This is a genomic window from Caenispirillum bisanense, from assembly GCF_900230255.1.
Classification (GTDB): Bacteria; Pseudomonadota; Alphaproteobacteria; order Rhodospirillales; family Rhodospirillaceae; genus Caenispirillum; species Caenispirillum bisanense_A.
The window spans coordinates 663,268-680,498 of record NZ_OCNJ01000001.1 but is presented as its reverse complement, the minus strand read 5'-3'; the positions used below and the strand labels follow the sequence as shown (position 1 = coordinate 680,498).

General features: G+C 72.6%; 7 protein-coding genes. 1 reads left to right on the top strand and 6 read right to left on the bottom strand.

All coding sequences use genetic code 11. The annotated features are described in order from the left end of the window. Positions 1-15 precede the first annotated feature (15 nt). Positions 16-1,131 (bottom strand): branched-chain amino acid ABC transporter substrate-binding protein, encoded by a 1,116-nt coding sequence (locus tag CRP50_RS03225; RefSeq protein WP_097277523.1) that lies wholly within the window; start codon positions 1,129-1,131, stop codon positions 16-18. A gap of 189 nt (positions 1,132-1,320) precedes the next feature. Here CRP50_RS03225 and CRP50_RS03220 point away from each other — a divergent pair, with 189 nt between their 5' ends. Next, the gene (locus CRP50_RS03220) at positions 1,321-2,253 is read left to right on the top strand and encodes an alpha/beta hydrolase (RefSeq protein ID WP_097277522.1); all 933 of its coding nucleotides are present in this window, start codon (positions 1,321-1,323) and stop codon (positions 2,251-2,253) included. Positions 2,254-2,510: 257 nt separating this feature from the next. Here CRP50_RS03220 and CRP50_RS03215 read toward each other — a convergent pair whose 3' ends face one another. The 5 genes from CRP50_RS03215 to CRP50_RS03195 all read right to left on the bottom strand — a co-directional run bounded on the left by CRP50_RS03215 (position 2,511) and on the right by CRP50_RS03195 (position 17,181). Further along, entirely contained in the window at positions 2,511-4,682 is a 2,172-nt protein-coding gene (locus CRP50_RS03215) for a site-2 protease family protein (RefSeq protein WP_097277777.1), read from the bottom strand. 5 nt (positions 4,683-4,687) lie between these two features. After that, the gene (locus CRP50_RS03210) at positions 4,688-6,061 is read right to left on the bottom strand and encodes an efflux RND transporter periplasmic adaptor subunit (RefSeq protein WP_097277521.1); all 1,374 of its coding nucleotides are present in this window, start codon (positions 6,059-6,061) and stop codon (positions 4,688-4,690) included. Positions 6,062-6,153: 92 nt separating this feature from the next. Next, complete coding sequence (locus CRP50_RS03205; RefSeq protein ID WP_245913342.1) at positions 6,154-6,915, bottom strand: efflux RND transporter periplasmic adaptor subunit; 762 nt, start codon at positions 6,913-6,915, stop codon at positions 6,154-6,156. A gap of 2 nt (positions 6,916-6,917) precedes the next feature. Next, positions 6,918-8,759: a TolC family protein gene (locus tag CRP50_RS26305; protein WP_281257883.1), complete on the bottom strand. Its 1,842-nt coding sequence runs from the start codon at positions 8,757-8,759 to the stop codon at positions 6,918-6,920. A 214-nt stretch (positions 8,760-8,973) separates the two neighbouring features. Beyond that, positions 8,974-17,181 carry a DUF4347 domain-containing protein gene (locus CRP50_RS03195; RefSeq protein ID WP_176525000.1) on the bottom strand — a complete coding sequence of 2,736 codons (8,208 nt, stop codon included), beginning with the start codon at positions 17,179-17,181 and terminating at the stop codon, positions 8,974-8,976. Positions 17,182-17,231: the final 50 nt, after the last annotated feature.

Below are 17,231 nucleotides of genomic sequence, written 5' to 3'. Positions count from 1 at the left end.
CCTGCGGCCTGCGACTCAGAAGCCGGCGGGCTGCGCCTTGCCGCCTTCCCACTTGTAGAAGACGAACTGCGGCGCCTTCAGGTCGCCCTTGTCGTCGAACTCCATGGTGCCGACGACGGTCTCGAAGCTGTTGCCGCGCAGGGCCTTGCGCACCGCTTCCGGATCGGACGAGCCGGCCTTCTCCATGGCCTGGGTCAGCACCTGACCGGCGGCGTAGTAATAGTAGGCGAAGTTGTCCGGATCGCCCTTGCCGTCGGCCTTGAAGGCGTCGACCGCGGCCTTGGCGGACGGGTTCTGGCTGGCGTCGGGGGTGAAGGTGAACAGGGTGCCCTTGCCGGCCTCGCCGGTGATGGCCCAGAACTCAGTGGACGACAGGCCGTCGCCGCCGATGAAGGTGGCGTTCAGGCCCTGCTGGCGGGCCTGGCGGACGATCTGGCCCAGGTCGTTGTAGTAGCCGCCGAAGTAGACGACCTCGATGCCTTCCTGCTTCAGGCGCGAGATGAGGGCCGAGAAGTCCTGCTCGCCCGGCGTGATGGAGGCTTCCATGGCCGGCGTCTTGCCGGCTTCGACCATGGCCTTCTTGGCTTCGTCGGCGAGGCCGCGGCCGTAGGCCTGCTTGTCGTGCACGACGGCCGCCTTCTGGTCCTTGAAGCGCTCGGCGATCATGGCGCCGGCGACCGAGCCCTGCTGGTCATCGCGGCCGGTGGCGCGGAACACGTTGTCGTAACCGCGCTCGGTCAGGTCCGGCCCGGTGGCCGAGGCGCTGATCATCGGGATGCCTTCCTCGGAATAGACCGACGAGGCGGCGATGGTCGGGCCGGTGCACATGTGACCGACCACGGCGACCACGCCCGACGACACCAGCTTGTTGGCGACGGCGACGCCCTGCTTGGGATCGCAGGCGTCGTCTTCCACCTGCAGGGCGATCTTCTCGCCGTCCAGGCCGCCCTTTTCGTTGAAGGCTTCGATGGCGGCGGTGACGCCGCGGCGCGACTGCTCGCCGATGGCGGCGATCTGGCCGGTCAGGCCGAGCGCCACGCCGACGGGGATCTCGGCCAGCGCCGGCACGGCGGCGGTGACGACGAACGACGCGACGGACGCCGCCAGGGCGGCCCGGGTGATGGAACGCATTCTTCCTACCCCTTGAATTGTTTTCGATCTGGAAGGCCGGGCGGCAGGCTCCCGCGTCCGCCGCCCCGGTTTCCGCGACTACGGGACCGTAGTGAATGGGGGCCGATGATGCAATCCCAGGCCCATTCCGCCCCGGCCGACAGGACCATATAGTGCGAGTGCTACGCCGCCCCGATTTGCAGGAGCCCCATGCCCGACCAGCCGCCCCTCGACCCGCACGCCCGCGCCTTCCTCGACCGTCTCGCCAGTGGCCGGCGGCCGAGCCTCGCGGAGCAGTCGCTGGAGGAGGCCCGCGCCGGTTTCGCCCGTCTGCAGCGCCGCGCCGGCGCCCCGCCGCCCGTCGGCGTGACGGCCGAGGACATGGACGTGCCGGGCGGCGCCGGCGACCGCCCCGCCCGCCTCTACCGCCCCGCCGATCCGGCGCCGGGCCGGCCGCTGCTGGTATGGCTGCACGGCGGCGGCTGGGTGCTCGGCGACCTCGACACCCACGACACCGCCTGCCGCTGGATCGCCCACGGCTATGGCGGCCCGGTGCTGTCGGTGGACTACCGCCGGGCGCCGGAGCACCCCTTCCCCGCCGCCCTCGACGACGCCGAGGCGGCCTTCGGCTGGGCGGGCGAGCGCTTCGGGGCGACGGCCCTCGGCGGCGACAGTGCCGGCGGCAACCTGACCGCCGCCCTCTGCCTGCGCCTCGCCGGGCGGCGGGCCGCGGTGCGGCCGGTGCATCAGGTGCTCGTCTACCCCTGCCTCGACGCCAGCCTGCAGGCGCCGAGCCACCGCGCCCACGGCCGCGGCAAGTTCCTGGAAGAGGCCGACATCCTGTGGTTCCTGGAGCACTACGCCCTGGCGGCCGGGGTGAGCGTGCTCGACCCGGAGCTGTCGCCCCTGCGCGCCGCCCGGCTTGCCGACCTGCCGCCGGCGACGGTGGTCATCGCCGGCCACGACCCGCTCGCCGACGACGGCCGCCGCTGGGTCGAGCGACTGACGGCCGACGGCGTGCCCGCCCGGCTGGTGGACCACCCGGGCCTGATCCACGGCTTCCTGCACATGACCGGCCTCATCCCCGCCGCCGACGCGGCCCTACGGGCGCTCGGCGGCGAGATCGCGGCGGATGTGGGGTAGGAGGTGCCGCCGGCGAGCCCGGCCATGACAAGTCATCGTTTTAAATCAAACCCTTGTCATGCCCGGCCACCGAGCCGGGCATCCACGGCCCCACGACCGGCAGCCGTGGAAAGCAGCGCCCCCAGACAGCAAACACCAGTGCCGCCGTGGATGGCCGGGTCGAGCCCGGCCATGACAATTTCTACTGCAAAATCAAATACTTGCCGCCTTGACGGTGAGCGATCCCGCCCCCCAAGCACACCGAACCCAGCGGCCCCTCAAAACCCGCTTTCGCGGATCAGCACGCCCGCCACCGCGCGCCACAGGCGCACCGCCAGGCTCTCCGGGCGGCCTTCGACGCGGACGGTGCCGCGGCGGACCTGGTCCGGGGCCGTCGCACCCTCGGCCGGCGTGATCGTGACGCGGTAGACCGAGCGTTCCGGCGTCAGCCGCCTCTCCGCATCGGGGCGAGCGGCGATGGGGCCGCCCTGGTCGGCCGACAGCATGGCGTGGTCGAGCACGGGGCGGTTCACCGTCTCCACCGCCGCCACTGCGCCGTCCAGCGCCGGCGCCAGGGCGTCGTCGGGGTGGAAGCGCGCCGCCGCTCCCGCCTGCAGGTGCGGCAGGTCGTCCTGCCCGGCGTAGGCGACGATGCGGCCGTCCTCGCGCCCCACCACCCGCAGCAGGACGGTGGTCGGCTCCACCCACAGGCCGGGGCGCAGGCCGGGCAGCAGGTCGGCGGCGACGCCGTCCACCGCCGCGGTCAGGGTCATGCGGCCCTGGCGGGCGACCAGCCCGGCCTCCTCCGCCATCTGGGTCTGCAGGTCGGCGGTCAGCAGCGGCACGTCGGCGCGGCGGTCCTCGTCGGTCACGGCACGGTCGAGGGTCATCTGCGTCACCGCCACGCGCAGCCGCGCCAGCGCCAGTTGGAAATCGACGTGCGGCTGCGTCAGCACCACCAGCGGCTCGCCCGCCCGCACCGCCTGCCCCGGCGCCACCAGCACCTGCGCCACCTGCGCCGGCTCCGGCGCATGGACCTCGTGGCTGCGGGCGGCTTCGTAGACCGCCGGCAGCGGCACGGCGGTGCGCCACGGCACCACCAGCACGGCCGCCAGCAACGCCAGCAGGCCGAGGGTGGCGAAGACGTTGGGCGTCGGCCGCAGGTCGCCGCGGCGCTGCCACCACACCTTCACCTCCGACGCCACCGGGCGCAGGATGAACCAGCCGATTTCCACCGCGAACAGCAGGATGCCGACCACCTTGATGAAGAAGTGATAGACCAGCAGTGCGATGCCGAGGAACAGCACCAGCCGGTAGAGCCACGTCGCCCAGGCATAGACCACCAGCAGCCGCCGGCGGCCGCGCGGCAGCGCTTCCGGCGGCGGGTCGCCGAGGCCGAACAGCAGCTCGCGCAGGCGCCACCGCCCCAGCGCGAAGGCGCGCGGCTGCAGGTTGGGTTCGTCCAGCCAGTCGGCCAACAGGTAGTAGCCGTCGAACCGCATGAAGGGGTTGAGGTTGATGGCCAGCGATGCCGTCCACCCCGCCGTCGCCAGGAAGAAGGCGGCGGAGCGCAGCGGCCCGTCGTCGGTGAGCGCCCACACGAAGGTCGCCAGCACCGCCACGCACAGCTCCACCGTCACCCCGGCGGCCCCGATGGCGAGGCGCTTGCGGCGCTCCGTCAGCGTCCAGCCGTCGGAGGTGTCGGTATAGAGCACCGGCCACAGCACCATGAAGGCGACGCCCATGGTCGGCACGCGGCAGCCGTAGCGGTGGGCGGTATAGGCGTGGCCCAGCTCGTGCAGGATCTTGGTCACCACCAGCGCGACGCCCATCCAGGCGAGGCCCTGGAGGCTCGCGAACTGGGTGAAGGTGTGGACGAAGGCGTCCCATCGGCGCGCCACCAGATAGACGGCGACCAGCGCCAGCAGCGCCATGATCCAGCCGGCGGCGGGCGAGAACAGCGGTCGCACCAGCGGCCAGGTGCGCCGCAGAAAGCCGTCGGGGCGCACCAGCGGAATGCGGAAGAACAGGTAGTTGTGCAACAGCCACGACGACCACCGCTGCCGCATGGCCTCCGCCTGCCGGGTCCACTGGCCGCGGTCGGCGGCGGAGCCCATGTCCACCAGGGCGTTGGCGCGCAGGAAGCGCAACAACTGCTCCAGCTCCGCCTTGCCGGGCGCCAGGGTGGTCTCCGCCGCCACGCGGGCGCAGACGGCGGCGCCGGTGCCGGCCGGCCAGCGCGCCAGCATCTCGAAGGCCGCCCAGCCGAGCCGGTGGTAGCGGTTGCGCACGGGATCGTGGATGGTCCAGGTCGGCGAGCCGTCGCGGGCCGTCGGGCCGGGCAGCAGCCGCAGGTCGTCGCGCAGGGGCGGCAACGGCTGCTCCATGGGGTCCGGCGCCCCCATGGTGAGGCGCGGGGCGGCGGACGGGACGGCAGCGGGCGACGCCATGGCGGTCACAGCCCCAGCACCTGACGCACCGTCGCGATCGGCCGCCGGAACAGGGTGAAGGCGAGCGGCGCCCGCTCGCCATAGAGCTTGGCCGTGCCCTGCAGGCCGAGGCGCGGCGCGGCGGCGGCGGTATCGCCGTCGAACTCGGCCTCGATGCGGTAGGCGAGCACGCCGTCGGGCCGCATTTCGGCGTCGTAGCTCGCCCGCCGCAGCACCGCCGCCACCGGGGCCAGCGGATCGACGGCAAGGAAGAGGCGCACGTCGGTACCAGGCTCCAGACCGATGGCGTCCGAGACCGGCAACCAGGCCCGCAGTTCGGTACGCGCCGGGTCGGCCACCACCATCACCCGCTCGCCGACGGCCACGGGGCGGCCGGTCCAGTGGTCGCGGTCGGCGAAGACGGCGACGCCGGCCGCCGGCGCCGTCACCACGGCGCGCGCCAGCATCTCTTCGGCATAGGCCAGTTCCGCCTGACGCAGGGCGACGGCAGCCTCCTTCAGCGCCACCTCGCCCTTGCGGGTGACGTCGCGGAAGGCACCCTGCTGGGCCAGCCGCAGGTCCGCCTCGGCCACCGCCAACTGCTTGGCCGCCACGTCGCGGCGGGCGCGCAAGGGCGCCTCCTCGAAGCGGAACAGCACGTCGCCCAGGGCCACCGGCTGGTTGGGCTGGACCAGCACTTCCTCGACGACGCCCTCCAGCGGCGCCGCCACCATCCAGGGGTCGCGCGGCACCACTTCCGCCGGCGCCAGGGCCGACTGCCGCACCGGCCAGGCCAGCACGACGACGGCCACCGCCGCCGCGGCCGCCATGATCCAGCGGCGGCGGCGATGGGTGCGGGCGTCGGCGAAGCGGCGGCCGAGGCGGCGGCGCAGGGCTTCCCAGGCGTGGGCATAGGCGTCGGCGAGGCGGTCGGCGAGCACCCGCTCGGCCGGCTTGAAGGGCTCTTCCCGCAGCAGCACGAGGCCGCCGAGCAGGCGGCCGTCGGGCGCGGTGAGCGGCTGCCACAGAGCCTCCGGCAGCCACCACTCCGCCCAGTCGGCCCGCAACGCCTCGGGCAGCGCCGCCGGGTCGAGGCGGCGGCCGGCGGGCTGGCCGGGCTCCAGGGGTGTCTCGGGCGGCAGGTCGGGGCGCAGGGCGGCGAGCACGCGGGCGATCCAGCGCACCAGCGGCGCCTCGCGGTCGATCACCGGCACGTTGGAGACGGCATCGACCACGAACAACCCCGGCCCTTCCAGCCGCACCAGCACCGCCTGCCGGAAGGCGACGAGGCGGCGGGTCTGGTTGACCACCACGAAGCGGAAGGCGTCCTCGCTCTCGGCGTGGCGCGCCTCGCGCTCGAGCTGCAGCAGGACGGCGTAGACGCTGGTCTGTTCGGTCATCGAGCCCGCGAGGTCCCGCGACCTCCCTCCGGTTGCCGGCGATGCGCCATCATCCGCAACCCGGTCTTGAAAAACAGTTTACGCCTCAACTATTACCGGGCCGACGGCGCGGCGAAGGCGGCGGTGCCGCTCATGCCCGCCAGCAGGTCCGGCGCCGGCTTGTCCAGGGCGGCATAGACCGTCACCGACTGGCTGACGGGGTCGACGCGGGCGCCCAGGCGCGAGACCTTGGCCGGATGGCTCGTGCCGGTCTCGTCGACGGTGACGGTCAGCGGGTGGCCCGCCTTCAGCCAGCCGAGCCACGGCGAGGGGACGATGACCTCCACCTCCAGCGCCGTGTCGTCGAGCACTTCGATGAGCTGCTTGCCCGCCTCGACGCTCTCGTGGGTCTTGGCGTGCTGCTGCACCACGCGGCCGGGCCACGGCGCGGCCACCTTGCAGCGGTCGACCATGACCGCGGCGCCGTCCACCACAGCCTTCACCTCCTGCACCTCGGCGCGCGAGATGGCAACGTCGAGGTCGCCGATGGAGTTGAGCTTGCGCAATTGCTCGTTGGAGGCGAGCCGCGCCTGCGCCGCCGCCAGCCGGCCGCGGGCCTCGTTCAGGCGGGCCTGATAGAGCCGGCAATCGAACTCCACCAGCACCGCCCCCTTCTCGAAGCGGCCGCCGGTGCGCACGGGCATGTCCGCGATGCGGCCGGCGATTTCCGCCGACAGCACCGCCTCGCGGGCCGGGACCAGCAGGCCGCGGGCGGTGAGACCGTCCGCCCCGCCCTGTGCCAGACCGGGGGCCGCCGCCCCGCCGGCGAGAACCGGCAGGACGGCGGCGAGAACCAGAAGGCGCGAGACCCGCACCCTCAGAACCTCACCGTGCCGGGCATGCTCGACCACACGGCGGGCGCCGGCACGACGGCGCGGGCGGGCGCCGCAGCGGGGGTCGGCGCGGCCGTCCGCACCTGAGCGGCGGCGGGGACGAGGCGGATGCGGCTGGCCGCTTCGGACACCGCGGCCGTCTCCACCACCGGCGGCTGGTAGGGCGCGGCGGCCGTCGCCGGAGCCGGAGCCGGAGCCGGAGCCGCCGCGGGAGCGGTGGCCGGGGCCGGCTCGGCGGCAGCCATGGGGGCCGGGGCGCTTTCCACCACGGCCGGAGCCGGGGCGGCCGGGGCGGCGGGAGCCTCCGGCGCGACCTCGGCCGGCTCCTGCGGGGCGGCAGCCGTCGCCGCCTCGATGGAGCCGGTCTTCCACCGCGCGAAGGTCTCCGCCACGGCGGCGGCCACCTCGGGCACCGAGTGCTCGGCGAGCGCGGCCGGCAGCGGGTCGGCGCCCACCGTCGCGAACATGCGACCCCAGGCCGCCTGCATGTCGGCATAGGCCATGTCGCGGCGCAGTTCCGCCAGCGCCGCCCCGATGCGGCCGCGGACCACGGCCCGCAGGCCCTGCTGCTGCGCCAGGCCGCCGGCTTCCAGCTGCTGGGCGATGCGCAGCTCGACGTCGGCCAGACGGCTGGCGAGCTGGTAGTCCTCCACCGCCGACTTGTAGGCGAGGTTGGCGACGTTCACCTGGCTCAGCACCGCCATGGACAGGGCATGACGCCGCACCTGCGACAGCAGTTCCTGGCTCTCCGCCAGTTTGATGGCGCGCGGGCCGGCGAACAGGTTGAGCAGGTTCCACGTCAGCTCCACGCCACCCGAGGCCCAGGTGTCGTTGAGCAGGAACTTGTTGGCCGAGTAGTCGAGCGAGCTGGTGAGTTCGAGGCCCGGCAGCATGCGCAGCATGGCCACCCAGCTCTCGTTCTCGTTGATGCGCAGCTGATAGGCCTCGCCGCGGGTCTCGGAGCGGTTGGCGAGCGCCGCCAGCTCCAGGGTGTCGAGGTCGGCCGGCAGGGTCGGCACCTCGTCGGGCGTCGGCGCCTGGGCGGCGGCGATGTCGAAGGGCGTGCCCGGGCGCAGGTTCATGAGCGTCGCCAGCTCGGTGCGGGCCTGCTGCATCTGGCTGCGCAGGGCCTTCAGCTGGCGCTCGGCCTCCAGCATGGAGCGCTGGTATTCGAGCGCGTCGAGCTGCGGCCCGATGCGCTGCGTGACCGCCGCCTCGGCGTCGGCGACGGCGCGCTGCACGTCGGGCAGCAGGGCGTCGAGGCGCTTCAGGATGCGGTCGGCCGCCGCCGCCCGCCAATAGGCGGCGCGCACGTCCTGAACCACGTTCTGCACCACCTGACGGCGGCGTTCCGACACGATCAGCGCCTGATCGGCCTGCTGGCGGGCGCGGATGTAGCTGATGCCGAAGTCCAGCACGTTCCAGCTCACCACCAGATTGGCGGTGCCGAAGGCCTTCTCGTCGGACGTGGTGTAGGTGTTACCCGTCTGCCCGGCGTTGGGGCCGGTGAGCGTCTTGTTGACCGAGGCGTCGTAGTTGGACCGGCCGAAATAGCCCGCCGAGGCCGCCAGGTTCGGCAGCAGGGACATTTCGGCGACGTCGAGTTCGCGGCGCGACACCGCCTCTTCCATCAGCTTCAGGCGGCGGTCCAGGTTGAACTTCAGCGCCCGCGCCACCGCCTCTTCCAGGCTGATCGGCGCCGTCACCGGGTCCTGGTCCTGGAACATGGCGGCGAGGTCGGCCTCGGCCCGGGCCTGGTTCTCGGCCTCCGTGTAGGGCTCCGGCGACACGCAGGCCGTCAGGGCCAGCACCGTCAGGACAACCACGCTGGCTCCGCCCAGGCGGCCGCGCACTCCCCGCCGGGTCGTCGCCTGCCGCGCCGTCCCGGTTTCCCCGCTCGCAAATCGAATCACTCTTTCCCCCGTAGCAGGTTTGTCTGTCCCGTGGTCGTGTGGTCGCGGGACCGCCGCGGTCGTGCGGCCCCGCCAGTCCCGTGACTCCCCCCGCCGGCCCCGAGCCGGGCGGAAGGCGCTAGTGTAATCAAGCCGCTGCCTCTTGTTCCAGCGCCGCGACCGAGGCTGCCAACAGGGCCGCTTCGGCATCGAACCGGGCATGCAGGGCCGTGAGCCGGGCCGTGAAGGCCGGCGCCGCCGCCACCTGCTCGCCGTCCGGCTCGGCCGCCGGCTGGTCCTCCGCCGCGCCGGCGAGGATGTCGCCGCCGAAGCCACCGCCCCCGAGACCGCCGCCGAAGCCGCCCCCGAGGCCACCCCCGAAGCCACCACCCAGGCCGCCGCCGAAGCCGCCGCCCAGGCCACCGCCGAAGCCGCCGCCGGCCAGGCTGCCGCCGAGGCCGCCACCGGCCGGACCACCGCCGCCCAAACCGCCGCCCTGCGTCGGGCCGGTGCCACCGCCGCCCAGGGTGCGCTGGGTGAGCGTGTTGAAGGTATTGACGCCCGCGGTGACCGGCGTGCCCGAGTTGTCGATGGGCGACTGGCTGCCCAGCTGGCCGGTCACGGTGGTGCGCACGCCGCCGTCGTTCTGGCCCGTGCCGCCGGCGGAGCTGCGCACCGGCGTGCCGCCGTCGTCGACGTTGCCGGCCCCCACCCGCGGACCGACAGGACCGCCGGTGAGCGGCCCGGTCTGCCCGCCCGGCGTCGTGCCGCTGGCGAGCGGGCCGGTGGTGAAGGCCGTCGGCGCGGTGTTCGGCCCGGTGTCGCGCGGCGCGTTGCTGAACGGGTTGCCGCCGATGTTGGGGGCCGCGCCGCCGAATGGGCTGCCACCGGCCGGCGGCGCCGGCGGCGGCGCGGGAGGCGGCGCCGGCGGCGGTGCGGGGGGCGGCGCCGGCGGAGGCGCAGGCGGCGGAGCAGGCGGAGGCGCCGGCGGCTCGACCGGCGGCGGGGCGGGCGGCGGCGCCGGGGGCGGCGCCGGCGGCTGGACCGGCGGCGTGTCGCCACCGCCACCCCCGCCCGTCGGCGGCGGCACGCTGTGGCCGACCGTGATGGTGGCGTCTCCGGTCAGGACCGGATTGCCGCCGGTCAGGGGCCGGTCGCTGATCTGCACCGTGATGGAGCGATCCGTCGTATCCGGCGTCATCGACAGGTTCTGGTAGACGACCTGGCGGAGCAGCGCCTGGTAGTCGGCGACCGTGGCATCCCCGGTGAGCGTGATGCTGGCCGCCCGGGTCCCGGCCACGTACCCGCCGCCGAGCGTGACGCCGGCGGGCAGAACTGCCGTGGTCGGCAGGATGAGGCCTTCCTCGGCACCGTTCGGAGCCGCGACGAGGCTGACGGTGGCGCCGCTCAGATGCGTGCCGTCGATGTCGGACAGGACGAGCGCGGTTGCGAAGGACGACGTGCCGCCGGTCTGGAACGTCGGCTGCCCGGTGGACGCGACGGTGGGCGCGTCGTTGGCGTCCACCACGGTGATGGTGCCGGTCTTCGACGGCCACGTCGGCGTGCCGGTGCCCGTATTGCCGCCGTCCTGCAGGCTTACGGTGATGGTCCGGCTGGTGGCCGTGCCCTTCTGCGTCGGATCGTCGCTGGACGAATAATACGCCAGGTGGATCATGGTGTTGCGGGCCATGGTGGCGGTGACGGACGGATTGCCGCCGCCGGCGGCGACGAAGGTGACCGTCAGGCTGCCGGTGGCGGCGTCCCAGGCCGCCGTGCCGATCCGCACCATTGTGCCGCCGCCCATGTCGTAGAGCACGTCGCCGGTGGTGGTGCTGGTCGCCGTGTAGCCGATGACGCCCGTCGCCGCGACCCCGATGCGGTCGCCGGCCACCAGCGGACCGGAGACCGTGGCGACGACGCGGCCGCCGTTGAACTCGGTGGCGTCCGGGTCGGTGACGGCGGTCGGATAGCTGGTCCAGATGGAGGTGCCGGCGCCTTCCGTGTAGGTGCCGCCGATGGTGCCCCCGTCGATGACGGGCGGATCGTTGACCGCCGTCACCGCCATGGTGACGGTGGACGCGGCCGACACGCCCGCCGTTCCGCCGGCGCCGTCGGTCATCTGCACGGTGATGGTGCGCGCGCCGGTGCCCGGCGTGTCGCTGCTGCTGCTGAAGCCGATCTGGCGCAACAGGGCGCCGGCCGCGTCGGTGGTGGCAGCCCCGCCGGTCACGAAGGTGACCTGCAGCGCCTGGGTGTTGCTGCCGGCCTGGGTGATGTCTGCGATCTTCACCGCCGCGGTGGCAGGGTTGGCGTCGGCGTCGAAGAACACTTCGCTGCCGACCACGGTGATGCCGTTGCCCTCCGTCACCGTCAGCAGATCGCCGGTGGCGCCGTTGGCGGTGATGGTGGCGGTGACGACGCCGCCGCCGAAGTCGGTGCTGTCGGCGTCGGAGACGGTGACCGCCCCGGCCGCCAGGGTGGTGGCGGCGGCGCCTTCGGTGAAGCTACGGCTGCCGCCGTTCAGGCCGGTCAGCACCGGCGGGTTGGCGGTCACGGTGAGCGTGAAGGCCGTCGTGGTGACGCTGGCGGCGCCGCCGTTCGCGGTGCCGTCGCCGTCGTCCAGGGTGACGGTGAAGGTGCGGGCGCCGAGGCCGGTGCCGGGGTCGTAGGCGAGCGCCGCCAGGAAGGCGCTCACCTGCGCCTCGGTCACGCCGGCGTCCAGCGCCACCACCAGGTCCGCCCCCGCCTGCCCCGCCGTGGTGACGGTGCCGATGGTGGCACCGCCGACGGTGATGGTCTCGGCGGCGGCGAAGGCCCCGTCGGCGCCGGAGGTGCCGCTGGCGAGCGCCCAGCCGCCGGTGCTGCCGGCGGTCTGGTGGATGGTCAGGGTGCCGCCGCGCACGTGGCTCTCGGCATCGCCCACCACCGCATCGGCGGCGATGGTCAGCGCCTGCGGGCCGTTGCCGGCGACCACCGTCATGCTGTCGCCGCCGAGGCCGCCGAGCGTGGGCGCATCGTTGACCGAGGTGACGACCACCGTGGTGGTGGCGTTCTGCACCGGGTCGGTGGCGCCGTCGGCGTCCTCCACGGTGATGGTGAAGGTGGCCGTCTCCGTCGCGCCGGCGACGCCGCGGTTCTGCGTCGGCGTATAGACCATGCCCTGCAGCGCGGTCTGCGCCGCCGCCGCCGTGCCGGTGAAGGTCCAGGTGCCGCCGCCGGCGTCGGTGAAGCCGTTCAGGGTGGTGAAGGTGCCGATGGCGGCGGTGTCGACGGCGACGGTGACGGTCACCGCCTCGCCGTCCGCTTCCGTCACGGTGACGGCGGAGAACGGCGAGATGGTCGCCTTGTCGGTCACCGCCTGCCCGGCCGCCGCGCCGCCGATCACCGGCTGGTCGTCGGTGGCGGTGACGGCGACGGTGGCGGTCGCCGCCGAGCTGGTGTTGCCGTCGGTGTCGCGGGCGGTGATGGTGATGCTGCGCTGGGTGGTGGACGGCGCCTGCGAGGTGCTGTTGAACCGCGCCTCGCGCATCAGCGACACGTAGTCGGCCTTGGTGGCCGCCCCGCTGAGGGTGACCACCGACGACGAGGTGTAGGTGATGGTGATGCCGTTCACCACGTCGCCGCTCGCCCGCCCGGCCAGGGTCAGCACGTCGCCCGCCTGCGGATTGGTGAGGGTGACGACCATCTGGTTCAGGTTGGCGTTGTCGTCGGTCAGGTCGGCCGTGGCGTCGACGATGGCGACCGCCCCGAGATCCTCGGTGAAGGAGGCGGCGTAGCCGGTGCCGGCGGCGGCGCCGTTGAGGTCGAGGATGGGCGCCCGCACCAGGGTGACGGACACCGCCGCGCCGGCCGAGGGATCGGTGCCGTCGTTGACGGTGAAGGTGACGGTGCGCGTCGCCGTGTTGGCGGTGCCCGCGTCGGTGTTCTGGTAGGTCACCGCCCGCAGCGCCGCCGCCCATTGCGTCGGCGTCGCCGTCTGGCCGGCGGAGGTGAGCGTCAGCGTGCCGGTGCCGGCATCCCACGAGCCGGTGATGTTGCCCATGGTCGTGCCGTCGTTGGCGAAGGCCAGCACGTCCTCGCCGGTCTGGTAGCCGCCGGTGATCTGCACCGTGGCCGAGGCCAGGGCGGCGTGGTCCAGGTCGCTCACGCCGAGCGCCGTGCCGGCGTCGAGCACCATGGCGCCGCCGCCGACGCTGAACTGGCGGGTGTCGCCGTTCAGGTCGGAGAGGGTCGGCGGGTCGTTGCTGGCGGTGACGGTCACCGTCGCGGCATGGCTGACGGTGGCCGTCGCCCCCGCCCCGCCGCCGCTGTCGGTGACGGCGGTCAGGGTGACCGTGCGGGTGCCGGCGACGGTCGGGTTGTCGCTCGAGTTCATGTACTGCAGGGCGGTGATGTAGCCGCCCCAGGCGGCGGCCGTGTCGGTGCGGGTCAGGGTGACCTGCGCCGTCGAGCCGGTGACGCTGACGCTGTAGCCGATGCCGCTGGTCGCCGACGTGCCGGTATTGCCGTCGGTGAGCGTCACCTGCACGCCGTCGACCAGCAGGCGCTCCGCCGCGCCGTCGGCGAGGCCGCTGACGGTCACGGTCACGCCGGTGATGGACTGGCCGGCCTCCACCGTCGACAGGGTGGCGGCGGTGAACAGCTGCTGCGCCGGGCCGTTCTCGGCATAGGTGGGCGTCGCGCCGGTCACGGAGGTGCGCGGCGTGTCGTTGGTGGCGACGACCGTCAGGGTGCCGGTCAGCTGCCCTTCCAGGGCGCCGGTGCCGCCGTTGGCGTTGTCGTTGAAGGTGGCGGTGACGGTGCGGTTGCCGGCCGTCGGGTCGTCGTTGGCGTAGATGGAATAGGTGACGGCGCCCATCACCGCCTCGATGGCGGCCTTGTCGGCGGCGGCCAGGAAGGTGACGACCAGCGGTGCCTGATAGCCGCCGGTGACGTTGCCGACCGGCGTGCCGCCCACGGAGACCACCCCCGGCGTTCCGGTCACATAGCTGACGGTGCCGTAGTTGGCGGGGATCGAGATGAGGTCGCCCGTCCGGTACTCCGACAGCGCAACCGTCAGCGTCGCGCCGGTGAAGGCGGTAGTGGTGTCGGCGTCGGTGAGCGTCGGGCTGGCGAACAGCAGCTGACCGGTGCCGCTGTAGGCGGCCGGCGTGGTGGTGTAATCGCCGTTCTCGGTCCAGGTGGCGCCGACGGTGCCGCCGAGCACCGGCGTGTCGTTGGACGGCGTGATGTTCACCGCCACCGGCCCGAAGGCCAGGTCGCCGCTGCCGGCGCCGTCGTTGACGGTGACGGAGATGCTGGTGGCGCCCGCGCCGTTGACGTTGCTCGCGCCGGTGTAGCGCACGTTCGACGCGGTGTTGAGGAAGGTGTCGATGGCCGCCGCCGTGCCAGACAGCGTCAGGGTGCCCGAGCCCGAGCCGGTCACCGTCACGCCGCCGCCCGTCACCGCCGTGAAGGTGCCGGCACCGGCGGCCAGGGTCATGGTCAGGGTGTCGGAGGGGTCGATGTCGGCCAGGGTGGCGGCCGACAGGTCGACGTTGCTCAGCGTATCCTCGACCACCGTCACGCTGGCCGGCAGGGCGACGAGCGTCGGGTTGTCGTTGGTGTTGCTGACGGTGATGTTCAGCGTGTCGTCGTCGCTGCCGCCGTTTCCGTCGCTGGTCTGCACCCGCAGGGTCGCGGTGCCGGCGAAGTCGGCCGTCGGCGAGAAGGTGAGGCTGGCGAGCGCCGCGTTCACCTGCGCAAGCGTGCCCGAGAAATTGACGGACGTCGTGTTGGTGTAGCCGCCGGAGTTGAGCGTCAGCCCGGTGGTGGTGCCGACCGTGACGGTGCCGTTGCCGACGGTCAGGGTCACCGTCTGGTCGTGACCGTCGCCGTCGGCGATGGAGATGCCGGTGATGGCATTGCCGGTGGTGTCTTCCACCACCACGGGCGTCGTCGGCAGCGTGGTGACCGGGACGTTGTTCGACAGCGTGGAGACGTCGAGCTTCGTCTGCACGGCGGTGACGTTGGGCGTGCCGGCGGCGTCGCGGGCCACCATGTAGACGTCGTAGGCGGTGCCCATGGTCAGGCCGGCGACGGCGAAGGTGTGGCTGAAGGGCGTCGTCCCCACCGCCTGGCTGCCCGCCGCCAGCGCCGCCGCGCCGGAGGCGTTCTGGCCGGCGATGATCTGGGTCGCGGTCGGCGCCGCGGCGCCGTCGGCGACCACCACGTAGTAGAGCGTGCCGGCCTCGTTCACGCTGGCCGACAGGTCGAAGCCCGTCGTGGTGATGTTGGCGGCTGCCGGGGCGCTGTCGAACACCGGCGCGACGTTGTCGGCGACAGTTATGGTGAAGGCCTCGGCATAGGTGCCGCCGGAGCCGTCGCTCACCTGTACGCGCACGCTGTAGGTGCCGGGCGTCATGGCGGCGGCGTCGTTGGCGCGCAGGCTGGTGCCGCTGATGTTGAACAGGCTGTTGTTGGTGTCGCCGCTGCCCGCCACCAGGGTGTAGGTGGACGACGGGCCGTCGGGGTCGTTGTTGCCGAGGGTGCCGACCACCGCATTGGCGCCGCCGGACTGGTCGACGCTGGTGCTCGACAGGGTGATGTCGGTCGCGGCATCGTTCTGCGGCGTGATGGTGATGGTGGCGGTGCGGGCCGTGCTGGTCGCATTGCCGGCGCCGCTGCTGTCGGTGACCGTGACGGACACGGTGCGGGACGTCGTGTTCGGGGCGTCGGACGTATTGTTGAACTGGATCGCCTGCAGCAGCGACTGGTAATCGGCGCGCGATCCGGCGGTCGAGAAGGTCAGTGTCGTCCCCGTCTGATTGACGAGGCCGAGGCCGCCGAAGGTGCCGTTCACCGACAGCTGGTCGCCGGCCTGGGCATTGCTCAGGCTGACCGACATGCCGGTGATGGTGTTGGCGGCGTCGCCGTCGCTGATGGTGGCGCCGGAGGCGATGGCGACCGGCGTCTGTTCGGTGAAAGCGACGGTCACGTCGTCACCGGCGGCAGTGTTGGGGCCCGTGGCACCGTTCAGGTCGACGACCGGACTCGCATTCGTCGCCGGCGGCGACGCCGAGGCCGACTGAATCGTCAGGTCGATCAGATTCATGGCGCTGAGATAGCTTCCTATCGGGGCCGTGAAGTATACCCTGATAGTATCCAAGGTTTTTCCAAGTATCGGGGCATAGTCGATCGCATACGTCGCTTCGTACGTGCCGACACTGTCGATTGCCACAGTTCTACCGACCTCACTCCCCGCCGCATACCCGACGACATAGATATTCGTGAAATCATCAGCAGAAGAAGACTGGTCACTATTAATATATTCGCCAACATTTAACCCACTCAAAGTAAAACTTCCAGTCGCCGCAAGCTGTAAGTAATATGTAGATGCGCGCCAATAACCGGCGCTGCCGTCGCTCTCGTCCTCGATGAAAGCGCCATATTGGTCAGCACTTATGCTGGCCTCCGGACTGTCATTCGGAGGAGCGTTCCTGCGATCGCGCGGAAAGATGTTGTTGTCTACGTCCCACGCGGTGATCGTGAAGAATCCGCCGCTGACGGTTGCGCTCATCCCGTCAGGTGCAGCGGTCGCGCCGGCAAAAGTGAAGGTGCCTGTGCCCGGCACCGCCAGCAGCCACCCGTAGAAGTTCCACGAGAGGGCTTCGCCATCCACATCACCGTGGCGAGCTTCCAATGCCCAATCGCCGCCGAGTCCGGCCGCCCCGGTGGCGTCGTCGGAAGCGGCAACATCGGCACCCGTGGCCTCCGCCAGCGCCGTCAGGAACGTCGCGCCCTCGCTACCCTGGCCGACATCGCAGCCGTAGACCAGAACGTCGCCCGACTCCGTCAGCGCCGCGCCGAGCGCGGCGAGGTCCGCAGCGCGCTCCGCCACGGTATCGGCCGTCATGGTCAGCGACCCGATATGCAGGGTCGCCGCCGAGCCATGGGTGACGAGGTGGACGACGTCGTACCCGCTGCGCCCCTGCGCCCACTCGGCCATCTGCGTGAGCCCGTCACGCGCCGCGTCGAGCAGCACGACCTCGACCCCCGGCCCGGCGGCGTCGATCAGGGCTTCTGCGTCGCGCACCGTGGTGTCGACGAACAGCACCTGCTTGCGCTCCGCCGGCGGCAGGGCGTGGTCGGCGGCGGCGCGGTCGAGGGCGGCGGCAGGCGCGTCGTGATCCGACTGCGCGCCGTCGCCGGCCATGGCGTGGGCGGTCGCTTCGCGCACCGCCTCCACTCCGGAGGCGGCACCGGCGGCATCGAACATGAACCGCGGCTCGAGCGCCATGGCGAGCGGCGCGGCGTGGGACATCATGGTGTCCTTCCACCGCCGCGCGGTGCGGTTCGGCGTAAACATCTGGTTCATGGCTGATGCCACCTTTCTGCAGTCGTCCGGTACAGGAACCGGCTCCCCCG